The following is a 14,124-nucleotide window of genomic DNA, read 5'->3' on the forward strand; positions in this document are numbered from 1 at the left end:
GAACCCCCAGAAAAGGGAAAATATCCCCGACCGATGCCTTTGCCAGATCCAAGAAAGGTTTCGTCATTTCATAAAAAAGCGAACAAGTCCGCATTCTAAAAACAGAATACGAGCTTATCCGCCTTTTCCTATGTCTCTAAAATAAATAATGTGTTTTCCTCGTCTCATCGTGCCAAGCGAATGCGGGTTACAATCCCATCTGGGTCTACAAGATCCAGTTCACTCGAATTTAGCCATTTGATCGGTGCTTCTAGCTCTTGTGCTTGCTTAACGATGTTCAAGAGTTCTTCCTTGCTTTCGACCTCAAGGACATAGTAGGCCAAGCCTGACAAGCCTTGCTCACGCGGAGCCAGACCTTTTCCAGCCCATTCGTTGACAGCCAGGTGGTGATGGTACTGACCAGCCGCTATCCAACTAGCACTAGGAATGCTAAATTTATCTTCTAGTCCTAACACCTTTTGATAAAACTGGCTCGCCTCACGACTATCCTTCACCGATAGATGGATATGCCCCATTCTCGTCCCTTCAGCTAGGATAAAGGGATCCACCTTTTCCCCTAACTCATAGATGTCCTGTGCCGCAAGGGCTTCGGTCACACCGATAATGCGACCGTCTTCTCGAATATCCCATGAAGACACTGGCTTATCACGGTAGAGTTCAATGCCATTCCCTTCCAAATCCTCTAGATAAATAGCCTCGCTGTATCCATGATCTGCACCCCCAACCAGAGGAATCCGCAAATCACTTAGGTGTTTCAAGACATCTGCCAAGGCTTTTCGTGTCGGCAACAAAATCGCCAGATGGTAGAGCCCATAATGCTCCCTTACTTCGCCAGACTTTTCTGCCTGAATCAAGTGAACCAAGGCTTTTCGACCAAGTCCCAAAATCGCTTCTGTCTCTGTTTGAGATAAAATCTCCAAGCCAATAATCTGGTGATAAAAAGCCGTTTGACTCGTCAAATCCTTGACATTTAAAACCGCCTCTGCTAGATAAATGTGGCTTTGGTATGCATAAGTCATAGGGTGTCTCCTTTTTCGTTGTAACTTTATGTATTACATCAATTATACACTATTGAGATAAAATGTCAACGAAGACAACTCAAAAGAGCTGGAAACCAGCTCTTCTTTTTATTTTACAACAAGCTCGTAGCGAGTTTTGCTGGTGAAAGTTTCCCCTGCTTTGAGAATGACTTGGTCTTTGAGGTCACTATGAATGGCATCTGGTAAAGCTTGCGCTTCAAGGGCAATCCCATTGTGTTGCACCATTGGCTGGCCTCCGATGATGACACTCTCATCCACAAAGTTTGCTGTGTAGACCACAAAGCAAGGGGCCTCTGTCTTGAACAGCAGGAAACGACCTGAGTTTTGGTCATAAAGGAAACCAGCATTGTCATGACCTGCAGGAAGAGCAAATGGGTGATCCAAACCAGATACCAACTGGATTTGTTCATCTTCCTCTGCAAAGATGTCCTTCAACAAAGCTCCATTGTAGATGTGTTTAACCACATCACGATTAGCATCTGGAGTCTTATCCGGAACACCGTCCGGAGCAATTGGGTAAATGCCCTCCGTATTTAGCTGGAAGACATGGCGGTCAACTGTCTGCGTGAAATCACCAGACAAGTTGAAGTAGCTGTGGTTGGTTGGATTGACAAGCGTATCCTGATCTGTCGTCACCTTATAGCTGACTTCGTAGGCGCCAGTTTCTTCCAAGTGGTAGCTGATCCAGATCTTGAGATTACCAGGAAATCCTCCTGTCCCATCTGTACGCTCTGTGTAGAGGGTCAAGCCATGGTCGCTCACCTCAGTTAATTCAAACAAACTTGAATCCCAACCTGTTGAACCACTGTGGTTACAGTTGCTAGCGTTGTTGACTTCAAGATTATAGGTCTGACCATTGAGCTCAAATATCGCACCTGCAATACGGCCCGCTACAGGACCTACACTTGCTCCATGCTTAGGACTATTGCCTACATAGCTATCAAAATCATCAAAGCCCAAGATAACATTGGCAAAATTTCCAGCCTTGTCAGGTGTGACATAGCGCAAGATGGTCCCACCATAAGTCATAATTTCTAGTTGGTAGCCACTGTCAGTCTCAAAGCGATAGGCCAAGACATCCTTGCCCTCATGATTTCCAAATACACGTTCTGTGTATGCTTTCATTCTTCTCTCCTTTGATCCATTTCTCTCAAGTAAACAAACCATAGAGAGTGTATTCACCATCTATGGTTGTAGTTTCTATTTTCAAAATCCTTTGTCAGAAAACCTTAAGTATCTTCTTAACAAAAGGGGATTCTTCTATACCTGTTTTATGCTTCTACACGTTCAGTCCATGAAGTCGCTGTTGTTTGAAGAACCTTGTTGAGTTCGCCAATGTTCTCAAAACCAGTTGTACGTAGCCACTCACGAGCCGCTGCCTCACCGTCTTTGATGTAGGCTTCAACTGATCCAGCCCAGGTTGCACGGCCACAAAGAACTCCGTTGAAGTTTGCGCCTGATTCGTGGGCAAAGACAAGTGTTTCTTGGAAAAGTTTAGCTGAAACTCCCGCACTCAAGTAGATATATGGCAAGTTAGTTGCTTCATCTTGCGCTTTGAAGAAGGCTGCTGCTTCTTCACGAGTATGCACGATTTCACCTTCGCCAAAGCCTTCAACGTATTTGACGTTGACTGGAACTTCTACTTTCAAGACATCGATGTTGAAGCGTGGGTCTGAGAAGACCTTCATAGCACCGATAACCTTGTGTGGTTTTACTTTGGCGTATTCTGCAGAACCTGCGTCAGCGATTTTTTCATCGTAAGCCAAGATTTCAAGAAAGAAAGGAATGTCTTCCGCCACACACTCAGAACCGATGCGTTCGATGTAGGCTTGTTTTTCTTGGTTGAGTTCGTCAGAACTGTCTACATCATAGTAAAGCAAGAACTTAACAGCGTCTGCGCCTTGTTCCTTAATGCGTTTGGCAGACCAAATATCCAAGCAGTCAGGTAAGCGTTTGGTGCTTGTTGTATCGTAACCAGTTTTTTCATAAGCAAGGAGAAGACCAGCATTGGCATCAAGCGCTTTAGTAGCTGGAAGACCATACTCAGGGTCTAGAAGCATAGAGGATGCGTATTTTGTCAATTCATCTGCAACCAATACTTTAAGTTCTTCCATTTGAGCAACTGTTGGCTCTTCTGTTTGGTATTGAGCCATGAGGCGTTTCAAAGCGCCACGTTGGTCAAAGGCAAGAGCTGAGATAATGCCGTTCTCGTCAGAGAGTTTTTGCAAGCAAGCTACTTTATTGGGACTTAATTGTAATTTACTCATAGACACTTCCTTATTTTTGATAGTCATGAATGATCACACCTTGTACCACACGGTTTACTGTACCTGTAGGAGATGGTGTATCTGGTTTATTTTCTACCTTGAGTGAAGTCAAAAGGGCAAAGAGTTGAGCATATACGATGTAAGGGAAGACACGGTAAATATCGTTCAAGACACCGCCACAACCAAGGGCCACTTCTTTGACATTTTCAAGACCAAAGGCTTGATCACTCAAAAGCACAACACGACGAGCAATGTGATCACCAGCCACTTCACAAACCAAGTCCAAGTCGTACTTGCGAGTGTAGTCTGTCGTTGTACCAAATACCAAAACAACTGTATCTTCGTTGATTAATGATTTTGGACCGTGACGGAAGCCAACTGGGCTTTCATACATGGTCGCCACTTGACCAGCTGTTAATTCCAAAATCTTGAGCTGAGCTTCATGAGCAAGTCCAAAGAAAGGACCAGCACCCAGATAGATAACACGGTTAAAGTCAAGGTCAACAAGCTCTTTAACATCTGCTGCATTGTCTAGAATCTTACGAGCAAGGCTAGTCACAACTTCAAAACGTTCAGCTTTCACAGCAAATTCTGTAGGATCAAAGACCAAGAGAGCTGTCAACATCATGGATGTAAAGCTAGAAGTCATGGCAAATCCAGCGTCATTGGAAGCAGCTGGTTGCAAGAGTAAGAGATTGTGGTCATCGCCATGGGCTTGAAGTGCCAATTTCCCTTCTGCAGCACATGTAATGGTCACTTGATAGAGGTCGTCAACCAAGGCTTTAGCCAAATCAACCGTCGCCACACTTTCAGGTGAATTCCCACTACGAGCAAAGGATACAAGGACAGTCGCCACATCTTTTTTCAGATAAGTTTCTGGATTGGCAACAATATCAGTTGTCGCAATAGAATTGAAATTCCATTTGCGCTCGTCATAGACTTCCTTAAAGTAAGGCACCAAGGTATCTCCCACATAAGCAGAAGTCCCAGCACCTGTCAAGATAACCTTAATATAGTCATGTCTATCAGCGATATCTTGCAGAAAGGCTGCAATTTCTTCACATTTCGCTTGATAGGCTTCAAAAGCTTCTTTCCATACATCAGGCTGTTGGTAGATTTCACGAGTCGTGATTTCTGCACCCAGTTCAAGTAATTCTTCTTTTGTGTAATTTAGCATAGAGTTCCTCTAATCTATTGTTGTTTCATTCCTATTGAAAATATGGGAATGGGAGTGACTCCCATTCCCATGTATATTCTATATAAGATGCTCTAAGTCACATCTTATTCATCTTCGTCATCATCAAAGCCCGCTAACAGATCGTTGACTTTTACGATGCTTTCTGCAGCACGACTCTTATAGTCCGCATCCATGCCAGTTAGGCTTGCATTGATAAATTCAATGACCATCGGAAGGTTCATTCCTGCATAAAGTTCAATGTCACGACCTTCCATAATCAAACGGCTCACCACGTTACATGGAGTTCCACCAAGAAGATCCGCAAAGACTAGGAAATCATCCAATCCTTCAACAGCAGCTTCAAATTTAGCAGTAAATTCTTCTGGTCCATCTTCTGGAAGAAGAGCAACCGCATGAATGTTGTCTTGTGGTCCCATAATCATTTCTGTGCTACCTTTAAGTTCTTCACAGAAACGACCGTGGCTCACTAAAATCAATGATTTAGTCATAAATTATGCGCCCATTCCAAGTGCAAATTTACCAAAGGCAGAAAGAGCCAAGGCAAGCACGATAATGATACCGATAGCTTTTGTAGAGTTCATACCTTTCTTACCAAGCAACCAGAAGATAAATGCAGTGAAGATTGCTGGAAGCAAACGTGGGAAGATTGAGTTCAAGATGTCTTGGAAGTCAATCATCTTTTCACCGATTGGTAATTTGTATGAAATTTCAAAGTTGATCATTGTTGCTACAAGAGCACCCATCATGAATACACCAAGTACAGATGCAGCTTCAATCAAAGCTGTCAAAGTACTTTGCATGTTGTTGATAAGGTTAACCCCTTCTTTGTATGCAAATTCCAACTGTTTCCAACGGAAGATGTCATACGCTACTGCAACTGCAATCCAAAGGAAGATACCCCAAGGTTGACCAGCAATAGCCATTGTTGCAGCGATAGATCCCATGATAGCAGGTACAAGTGAACCAAAGATAGTATCTCCAAGAGGAGCGAATGGTCCCATCAAACCTGTCTTGATACCGTTAACCGCATCTTTTGAACCAACGCCATCTTTTTCTTCCATAGCAAGGTCAAAACCAGCGATAATTGTGTGGAAGAATGGTGAAGTGTTGAAGAATTGAGTATGAACTTTCATCATTTCTTTCAACTCAGGAGTTCCATCTCCATACATTTTACGCAATTGTGGCAAGATCATGTAAAGGTAACCTGATGCTTGCATACGTTCGTAGTTCCATCCCAATTGGAAAGTGAACAAGCTACGTTTGTTAATTTGATTAAAATCTTCTTTTGTTAATTTGTAATTAGAATTCGTCATCTTCAATTTCCCCACTTTCTGATGGTGTAGAAGGTGCTGCTACAGCTACTTTTTGGCTGTTCTTAAAGTGAACAACCGCAAGGAAGATACCTACGATAGAGATACCGATCATAGACAATCCTTTGAAGTTGTTAACAAAGCCAATTTTTTCAGCAACTTCAGCAGGAAGAGTGCCAATGATTCCAGCAACTGCTCCACCAAGACTTGTTACGTTTGAGTAAAGAACAGTCAACATAGCTGTCAAACCGAATCCCATAGCAAGGTAGTGAAGGTTACGTTTAACTGGAAGGTAACGAAGCAAGATTGCAAATCCAAGACCTGGAAGCATACGACCTGCAAGTGTCAAACCGTCTGCAACCCATTGGTATTCTTTAACAAGGTTTACAACACCTTGTACGAATTCTCCACCAAAAGCAAGAGCGAAGAATACTGGAAGGGCACGTGAAAGAGCCCATGGAATCGCACCAAGTAGGTAGTTGCGTTCGATTCCTTTGTAGTCAAAGCGTTCAATCGCAGCGTCAATACGGTGTGCGAAGAATGTAGTAGTCATACGACCAAGTACGTCGAAGTAAGTCAAAAGTGCTGCTACTGGTACAGCGATTGTTGTAATCGCAAGATCTGTATCAATACCTTGAGAGATAGAGAATGCTGTTGCAAGAACCGCACCAGAAGTTGCGTCGATACGAGAAGCACCACCAAAGGTACCAACCCCGAGAACGAACAACTGCAAGCTACCACCGATAAACAAACCAGTTGTCACATCTCCCATGATCAAACCAGTAATGAAACCAGCGAATACAGGGGAACCTGCAGATGAAACGATTGTCAACTCATCACAGATTTGATAAGCTGAGTACAAAGTGAGAAGTAAAATTTGCCACGGTTGTATCATAACAATGACCTCCTAAAAATTTTTTCCTATTTTAATAAGCTCAAAAAGTCTGAAACTGGATCATTTGGAACCATTTGAGCAGTGAGTTTCACACCTTTTTCTGCTAGTTTGTGGAAATCTTCCACATCCTTGTCTACCACGTTGATAGAACGTGTGATAGAGCGAGTTTCTGGTGTTTGAGACATATTGCCAACGTTGAGTGTTTCAAGCGGAACACCTGCTTCGACCAAACCAAGGAAACGGTCTGGTTTACGTGCAACGATAAAGAGACGTTGGCTATCGTATTTACCAGCAAGGATATTTACTGCTGCTTTCTCAACTGGCAAGATACTGAGTTTCACACCTGGTGGTGTCGCAAGTTTCAAACCACTCTTTTCAATATCGTTGTTAACAACTTCGTCGTCTACAACCATAATGCGTGAAACATTTAGTTTTCCAGCCCAAAGATTGGCTACTTGACCGTGGATCAAACGTCCATCGATACGGCATCCTACAATTGTCATAAGTTTTCCTCCTTTATGTGTTTTAGTGTAGGTTTACGAGTTAAATGAATCTCTTCTTTATATTCGCCCTCAGTTTCAAAGATGATGATGCGGTTAGCACCTTCCTTGAGATAGCTATGAGGGATATAAAGTGAGAGGGTCGGGCCGACGTTCCAGAAACGTCCTAAGTGACGCCCGTTGACAAAGGCAACTCCCTTACCAAACTCAGACAAGTCTAAGTAGGTATCCTTCGGCTCTTCAACAGTAAAGTCGAAAGCGTAAAAGGCTGGTTGTCCTTCTGTCCATCCTTTTGAAAAATCAATCTTCTCAGGATTATCCAGTGGCAGTGGATATTGTTTCCAATTCAGTAAGAAATGTAGATCCTTGCAGACACCTGTTCGAATTCCTTTACGCTGCGTATCTGCCAAAAACTTATGTCCGTAGTTGACACGCCCCATATTTTCAATCAAGATGTCAATCTCTGAAAAGCCTTCTCGGTTGCCTTGACAGTAGATGTCTTCGCCAATCTCTGTCTGGTATTGAGTAGCAATCCATTGACCATCTACAAAGAGTTGAGCTCGGTCACGTCCATCGATGATACGGAGACGTTCCTCTTCTGCATCCCAACTTGCCTCCGTGCGGTAGAGAAGGTAGCCATAACTTTGACCAAGTTCTTCCATCGCTTTTGGATAGAGGCTTTCAGTAGGACTAGAGAGATTATCCAGGGTTTCAAACAAGGAAACTTTTTCGACCAATGGAATGGACCCTATCTCCATGCTTTCCTTATAGAGTGGTTCCAACTGTGGATACTCTGGGAAGTGGGTTGCCATCATCTTCTTGACTGCTAAGTATTTAGCAGTTGGATTTCCTTCTTCATCGAGAAGGGCATCATAGTCGTAAGATGTGACTTGCGGCAAATCCAGAGTTCCTCGAGCCGAGCAACCATTCATGAAACCAAAGTTTGTACCACCATGGAACATGTAAAGGTTGATAGAGCCTTGCTCCAATACCTCTCGAACAGCTTCTGCCAATTCTTTAGGATCACGAGTGATGATGGGTTCTTTCCAACGGTTGAACCAACCATCCCAGAATTCCATACACATGAGGGGCCATTTCTTGCCATGCTCATCAAAGAATTCCTGCATCTGTGAAAAGTTGTACGGAGCTTTAGAACCGAAGTTTCCTGTCACAAAGAGATCGTCTTCGATTAAGGTTCCGGCTTTCAGAGTAGCCCTCCATGGGCCATCTGAAGTAAAGAGTGGGCAATCAATCCCTCGGTCTTCCATCAATTTCCGAATTGCTCGTAGATAAGACTTATCTTCTCCATAAGAGCCATATTCATTTTCGACTTGCATCATAAGAATGTTTCCACCATTATCCAACAAGCGAGGCACAAGCCTTGGCAATAATTGGTCATAATAGCGAGCAACAGCCTCGATGTAGGCCGGGTCGGACGAGCGAATTCGCATGTCCTTTGTCAAGAGCCAAGCCGGCAAGCCACCAAATTCCCATTCCGCACAGATAAATGGAGACGGGCGTACAATGGCATAGAGACCTAGATCTTGTGCAATTTGAAGAAATCTCTCCAAATTTCTGGCACCTTCAAAATCAAACTCCCCTTCAACAGGTTCGTGTAAATTCCAAGCCACATAGGTCTCGACTGTATTAAAGCCAAGCGCCTTTAAGTTATAGAGAGAATGATACCAATCCTCTGCTGGAATCCTAAAATAATGAATGGCGCCGGACAAAATCTTGAACGGTTTTTCGTCTAAATAGAAATCGTCCTCAATTTTAAATCTGGTCATGTTATTACCTCTGACGAATTAAGTTTGCGCTTTCATTTATTATAATATTAACTATAATCAAATCTTTTGCATTTGTCAATAGGTTTTAGAAAATTATTTAAAATTTTTCTATTTTTTTACTTACCGTTTACCGAAATTATCTAAAAATAGCATGAAAACGATCTTTTTATGTATGATAATTCACAAGAACATCAAATGAATTTTTTTACATGTAAAATAACATTTTTAGTCTATTATTTTAATTTTTTGACCTTAATACTACTCTTTTCTCTATATTTGTGGTAAAATCAAAATTGGAGAAAGAGAATCGAGGTGAAATTTATGGCTATTCCTAAATACCAATATATTAAAGATGAATTAAAAAATAAAATCATCTCTGGTCAATTTGCAAGTGGAGATAAATTTTATACAGAAGCCGAATTGATCGCGATGTACGATGTGAGTTCAATCACAGTTGTTCGTGCCTTGAACGACCTTGCTAAAGACGGCTACATTGTCCGCCAACAAGGTAAAGGTACTTTCGTTTCACGTGCCCGCAAGCACAAACTCGTTGAGTTTTCAGATGTCGAAATCTTTGAAACAAAAGACGATAAAGTTACTGTCCTTTCTATCGAGCGCGGAAACAAACTTGAATATTTAGATAAACTTGGACTACGTGGAGATCAATTCTACTATAAGATTGAACGTATTCGTCAGACAAACGACGTGACATACATCTACCACACATCTTATATTCCTGAGCAATACATCAATGCCAACTATCCAAATCTTGACTATTATAGCTCTATCTATACACGTTTCAAATTGGATTACCGCATTCACATGAGTGATGAACATTTTGAGGAAATCAACGAAATCGCATTCCCAACACCAGAGCATGCTGCTTCTGTACTCGGAATCGATACACAATTCCCAACTGTCTTCCAAACAAAGACTACAAAACTTGAGGCCACTGGCCAAGTCCTTGCCTATAGTGAAACTTATAAGCGAGCAGACTACTACAAAATCAAATTCATCTCATGTAACCGAGGTCATTAAGAAAAAGCCTGAGCCTAGCTCAGGCTTTTTCTCTATTCATTATAGCACGAGAAAAAAGTTGTGAAAACGCTATGAAGGGCTCTTATTTAATTAGTAGCATTTTTACTAAAAACAAGGTAAATTTTCGTTTGGTTTTTCCTCTGTTTTATCCCTTATTAGCAAATTTCTCCTAAATCTTATGATTTCCTCTATTTATTATAGTTCTTATATAAACCCACTTGACATTTTACTCCTTAGATAATAAAATAAAATTGGTTTTATGTAAACGCTATCATATATGATAATAACAAGGAGGTTTTGTCATGAAACTAGAAAAGAAACAGCGCTTCTCCATCCGTAAATACTCGGTTGGGGCAGCTTCTGTACTGATAGGATTTGCTTTTAGCGCCCAAGTCGTATCTGCCGACGGGATTACTCCAGCTCCAACAGCTGAAGAAACTGTTCAAACTATTCAGGAGAGTCCTCAAGCAGTCAAAGAAGCTGTAGACTCCAAGGTTCCAGAAAAACTGGAAGAAAAGGCTGACAAGCCTATAAAAGAGGAGGTCAAAGAAGACCAGGAGGCTCCTCGAACAGTTGCTCCAACAACCGAAGAGTCAAGCGCACCAGTTGTAACAGAAAATGCTGCTCCAACTCCTACTGCTGAGAAAGAAAGCCCTGCCCCAACTGAAACTCCTGCAGAAAGTACTTCTTCAGAAAAGAAAAATGAAGCCGTCACACCTGCAGTAGCCACTCCTAGTACGGAACGAGCACCTCAGGTAAATGAAAAACTGGCAAAAAGAAAAATGATCTCAATCGACGCTGGACGCAAGTACTTCTCTCCAGACCAACTCAAAGAAATCATCGACAAAGCCAAACACTACGGTTATACTGATCTTCATCTACTAGTTGGAAATGATGGCATGCGTTTCATGCTGGACGACATGACAATCACAGCCAATGGCAAAACCTATGCAAGTGACGATGTCAAACGTGCACTCGAAAATGGAACTGATGCCTACTACAAGGATCCAAACGGCAACCATTTGACAGAGAGTCAGATGACGGACTTGATCAACTATGCTAAAAACAAAGGCATTGGTCTCATTCCAACTGTAAACAGCCCTGGTCACATGGATGCGATTTTGCATGCCATGAAAGAACTAGGCATCCAAAAACCGAACTTCAACTACTTTGGTAAGGAATCTGCTCGTACCGTTGACCTTGATAACAAAGAAGCGGTTGCATTTACCAAAGCTCTGATCGACAAGTATGCTGCTTACTTCGCTGGCAAAACTGACATCTTCAATATCGGACTAGACGAGTACGCCAATGATGCTACAAACGCCAAAGGCTGGAGCGTTCTTCAAGCCTATAAATGGTATCCAGAAGATGGATTCCCAGACAAGGGTTATGATAAATTTATCGCCTACGCCAACGACCTTGCTCGCATCGTCAAATCTCACGGCCTCAAACCAATGGCCTTTAACGATGGTATCTACTATAATAGCGACACTAGCTTTGGAACCTTTGACAAAGACATCATCGTTTCTATGTGGACTGGTGGATGGGGCGGATACGACGTCGCTTCTTCTAAACTTCTAGTTGAAAAAGGCCACCAAATCCTTAATACCAACGATGCTTGGTACTACGTCCTCGGACGAAATGCCGATGGCCAAGGCTGGTACAACCTCGACCAAGGACTCAATGGTATCAAGAACACTCCAATCACTTCTGTACCAAAATCTGATGGGGCTACTATCCCGCTCATCGGGGGTATGGTAGCTGCTTGGGCGGATACCCCATCTGCACGCTATTCACCATCACGCCTCTTCAAACTCATGCGTAGCTTCGCAAATGCCAATGCTGAATACTTCGCAGCTGACTATGAGTCTGCTGAGCAAGCTCTGAAAGAAGTTCCAACAGACCTTAACCGCTATACTGCAGAAAGTGTCGCAGCTGTCAAAGAAGCTGAAAAAGCCATTCGCTCACTCGATAGCAACCTCAGCCGTGCTCAACAAGATACCATTGACCAAGCAATCGCAAAACTCCAAGAAGCTGTAAGCAATTTAACCTTCACACCAGAAGCTCAAAAAGAAGAAGACGCGAAACGTGAAGTTGAAAAACTTGCCAAGAACAAGGTAATCTCCATCGATGCCGGACGTAAGTACTTCTCAGCTGAGCAACTCAAACGTATCATTGATAAAGCTAGCGAACTTGGATATTCTGATGTGCATCTCCTCCTAGGAAATGATGGACTTCGCTTCCTACTTGATGACATGACTATCACTGCTAACGGAAAAACTTATGCAAGTGACGACGTCAAAAAGGCCATCATTGAAGGAACAAAAGCTTACTACGATGATCCAAACGGAACCACTCTTAGCCAGGCTGAAATCACTGAATTGATTGAGTACGCAAAATCAAAAGGGATTGGACTAATTCCAGCGATCAACAGCCCAGGTCACATGGATGCCATGCTTGTCGCTATGGAAAAATTGGGTATCCAAAATCCTCAAGCCAACTTTGACAAGGTCTCTAAAACAACCATGGACCTTGAAAACGAAGAAGCGATGAACTTTGTCAAAGCCCTTATCGGCAAGTACATGGACTTCTTTGCGGGCAAGACTAAGATCTTTAACTACGGTACAGACGAATACGCTAATGACGCTACCAACGCTCAAGGCTGGTATTATCTAAAATACTACAATCTCTATGGCAAGTTTGCTGAGTACTCTAACACTCTTGCTGCCATGGCCAAAGAAAGAGGCCTTCAACCAATGGCCTTCAACGATGGTTTCTACTATGAAGACAAGGATGATGTTGAGTTTGACAAGGATGTCATCATCTCTTACTGGTCTAAAGGATGGTGGGGCTATAACCTTGCAACTCCTCAGTACCTAGCAAGCAAAGGCTATAAACTCCTTAACACCAACGGAGACTGGTACTACGTGCTAGGTAATCACAAACCAGATGAAGCCTACCCACTATCAAAAGCACTTGAAAACTCTGGCAAAGTACCATTTAACCAGCTTGCATCTACCAAGTATCCAGAAGTAGACCTTCCAACCGTCGGAAGCATGCTTGCTATCTGGGCAGACAAACCAAGTGCTGAGTACAAGGAAGAAGAAATCTTTGAACTCATGACTGCCTTTGCAGATCACAACAAAGACTACTTCCACGCTAACTACAACGCACTCCGTGAGGAACTTGCTCAAATCCCTGCAAACTTGGATGGATACAGCAAGGAGAGCTTGGAGGCCCTAAATGCAGCTAAAGAAGCTCTCAACTACAACCTCAATCGTAACAAACAAGCCGAGTTAGACGCTCTCGTAGCCAAGCTCAAAGCAGCCCGCCTAGGCCTCAAACCAGCAGCAACCCACTCAGGAAGCCTCGATGAAAACGAACTAGCTGCCAATGTTGAGACCAAACCGGAACTCATCACAAGAGCAGAAAAGATTCCATTTGAAATTATCAAGAAGGAAAATCCGAATCTCCCAACTGGTCAGGAAAAGATCATCACACCAGGTGTAGAGGGCGAACGCACTCATTACATCTCTGTCCTTACTGAAAATGGGAAACAAACAGAAACGGTTCTAGATAGCCAAGTAACCAAAGAACCTGTGACCCAAGTGGTTGAAATCGGTGCCCCTATTACTCACAAAGGGGATGAACACGGTCTTGCTCCAGCCGCAGAGACAAAACCTAGACTGGACATCCAAGAGGAAGAGATTCCGTTCACTACCGTAACACGTGAAAATCCGCAATTACCACTCGGACAAACGCAAGTCATCGTTACTGGTGTAAATGGTCGTCGTACGATTTTCTACTCTGTCAGCACTACTGCTGACGGCAAGGAAGAAAGAACCCTTGTTAATAGTGCGGTATCGCAGGAAGCGGTCGCGCAAGTTGTCGAAGTCGGAACTGCCGTTGAGAAAGCTGAGCAAGCTGAAACAACTACTAGCAAAGCAGATGAAAAACAACTCCCTGCAACAGGAAGTCAAGACTCTGCGGGCTTAGTCGCAGCAGGACTCATGGCGACTCTAGCAGCCTACGGACTCACTAAGAAAAAAGAAGATTAAGATTCTTCTAAGAGAATACGAAAAAGCGAGA

At 43.0% G+C, this 14,124-nt stretch carries 11 protein-coding genes; 2 read left to right on the top strand and 9 right to left on the bottom strand.

Annotation, left to right across the window (positions count from 1 at the left end; all coding sequences use genetic code 11):
• Window positions 1-164: 164 nt before the first annotated feature.
• From AXF18_RS03095 to AXF18_RS03135, 9 genes are all read right to left on the bottom strand, one after another.
• On the bottom strand, window positions 165-1,019 hold the full coding sequence (locus AXF18_RS03095; RefSeq protein WP_049550122.1) for a VOC family protein: 855 nt from the start codon (window positions 1,017-1,019) through the stop codon (window positions 165-167).
• Window positions 1,020-1,127: 108 nt separating this feature from the next.
• Complete coding sequence (locus AXF18_RS03100) at window positions 1,128-2,165, bottom strand: aldose epimerase family protein (protein ID WP_065371453.1); 1,038 nt, start codon at window positions 2,163-2,165, stop codon at window positions 1,128-1,130.
• Between the two features lie 146 nt (window positions 2,166-2,311).
• Window positions 2,312-3,307 (bottom strand): tagatose-bisphosphate aldolase, encoded by a 996-nt coding sequence (gene lacD / locus AXF18_RS03105; RefSeq protein ID WP_065371936.1) that lies wholly within the window; start codon window positions 3,305-3,307, stop codon window positions 2,312-2,314.
• Between the two features lie 10 nt (window positions 3,308-3,317).
• Window positions 3,318-4,484 carry an SIS domain-containing protein gene (locus tag AXF18_RS03110; RefSeq protein WP_065371454.1) on the bottom strand — a complete coding sequence of 389 codons (1,167 nt, stop codon included), beginning with the start codon at window positions 4,482-4,484 and terminating at the stop codon, window positions 3,318-3,320.
• A 104-nt stretch (window positions 4,485-4,588) separates the two neighbouring features.
• The gene (locus AXF18_RS03115; protein ID WP_084437459.1) at window positions 4,589-4,993 is read right to left on the bottom strand and encodes a PTS sugar transporter subunit IIA; all 405 of its coding nucleotides are present in this window, start codon (window positions 4,991-4,993) and stop codon (window positions 4,589-4,591) included.
• 3 nt (window positions 4,994-4,996) lie between these two features.
• Window positions 4,997-5,818: a PTS system mannose/fructose/sorbose family transporter subunit IID gene (locus tag AXF18_RS03120; protein WP_000185293.1), complete on the bottom strand. Its 822-nt coding sequence runs from the start codon at window positions 5,816-5,818 to the stop codon at window positions 4,997-4,999.
• Window positions 5,805-6,710 (bottom strand): PTS mannose/fructose/sorbose/N-acetylgalactosamine transporter subunit IIC, encoded by a 906-nt coding sequence (locus tag AXF18_RS03125; protein WP_065371455.1) that lies wholly within the window; start codon window positions 6,708-6,710, stop codon window positions 5,805-5,807. The genes AXF18_RS03120 and AXF18_RS03125 overlap by 14 nt, the downstream gene beginning before the upstream one ends.
• 26 nt (window positions 6,711-6,736) lie before the next feature.
• Window positions 6,737-7,213 carry a PTS system mannose/fructose/N-acetylgalactosamine-transporter subunit IIB gene (locus AXF18_RS03130; protein WP_044020041.1) on the bottom strand — a complete coding sequence of 159 codons (477 nt, stop codon included), beginning with the start codon at window positions 7,211-7,213 and terminating at the stop codon, window positions 6,737-6,739.
• Window positions 7,210-8,997, bottom strand: coding sequence for a beta-galactosidase family protein (locus AXF18_RS03135; protein ID WP_065371456.1), 1,788 nt, complete (start codon window positions 8,995-8,997; stop codon window positions 7,210-7,212). The genes AXF18_RS03130 and AXF18_RS03135 overlap by 4 nt, the downstream gene beginning before the upstream one ends.
• A 321-nt stretch (window positions 8,998-9,318) precedes the next feature.
• On the opposite strand from AXF18_RS03135, the gene AXF18_RS03140 reads away from it, so the two are divergent.
• The gene (locus AXF18_RS03140; protein ID WP_001007181.1) at window positions 9,319-10,035 is read left to right on the top strand and encodes a GntR family transcriptional regulator; all 717 of its coding nucleotides are present in this window, start codon (window positions 9,319-9,321) and stop codon (window positions 10,033-10,035) included.
• Between the two features lie 302 nt (window positions 10,036-10,337).
• Complete coding sequence (strH, locus tag AXF18_RS03145; protein WP_065371457.1) at window positions 10,338-14,093, top strand: LPXTG-anchored beta-N-acetylhexosaminidase StrH; 3,756 nt, start codon at window positions 10,338-10,340, stop codon at window positions 14,091-14,093.
• Window positions 14,094-14,124 lie beyond the last annotated feature (31 nt).

The sequence above is a fragment of the Streptococcus sp. oral taxon 064 genome, from assembly GCF_001683375.1.
Taxonomy (GTDB): Bacteria; Bacillota; Bacilli; order Lactobacillales; family Streptococcaceae; genus Streptococcus; species Streptococcus oralis_S.

Bases quoted from the DNA above. Each gene is read 5' to 3' on its own strand.
- AXF18_RS03130 (WP_044020041.1), bottom strand. From the start codon at position 7,213: ATGACAATTGTAGGATGCCGTATCGATGGACGTTTGATCCACGGTCAA.
- AXF18_RS03100 (WP_065371453.1), bottom strand. From the start codon at position 2,165: ATGAAAGCATACACAGAACGTGTATTTGGAAATCATGAGGGCAAGGAT.
- AXF18_RS03140 (WP_001007181.1), top strand. From the start codon at position 9,319: ATGGCTATTCCTAAATACCAATATATTAAAGATGAATTAAAAAATAAA.
- AXF18_RS03095 (WP_049550122.1), bottom strand. From the start codon at position 1,019: ATGACTTATGCATACCAAAGCCACATTTATCTAGCAGAGGCGGTTTTA.
- AXF18_RS03135 (WP_065371456.1), bottom strand. From the start codon at position 8,997: ATGACCAGATTTAAAATTGAGGACGATTTCTATTTAGACGAAAAACCG.
- AXF18_RS03115 (WP_084437459.1), bottom strand. From the start codon at position 4,993: ATGACTAAATCATTGATTTTAGTGAGCCACGGTCGTTTCTGTGAAGAA.
- lacD (WP_065371936.1), bottom strand. From the start codon at position 3,307: ATGAGTAAATTACAATTAAGTCCCAATAAAGTAGCTTGCTTGCAAAAA.
- strH (WP_065371457.1), top strand. From the start codon at position 10,338: ATGAAACTAGAAAAGAAACAGCGCTTCTCCATCCGTAAATACTCGGTT.
- AXF18_RS03125 (WP_065371455.1), bottom strand. From the start codon at position 6,710: ATGATACAACCGTGGCAAATTTTACTTCTCACTTTGTACTCAGCTTAT.
- AXF18_RS03110 (WP_065371454.1), bottom strand. From the start codon at position 4,484: ATGCTAAATTACACAAAAGAAGAATTACTTGAACTGGGTGCAGAAATC.
- AXF18_RS03120 (WP_000185293.1), bottom strand. From the start codon at position 5,818: ATGACGAATTCTAATTACAAATTAACAAAAGAAGATTTTAATCAAATT.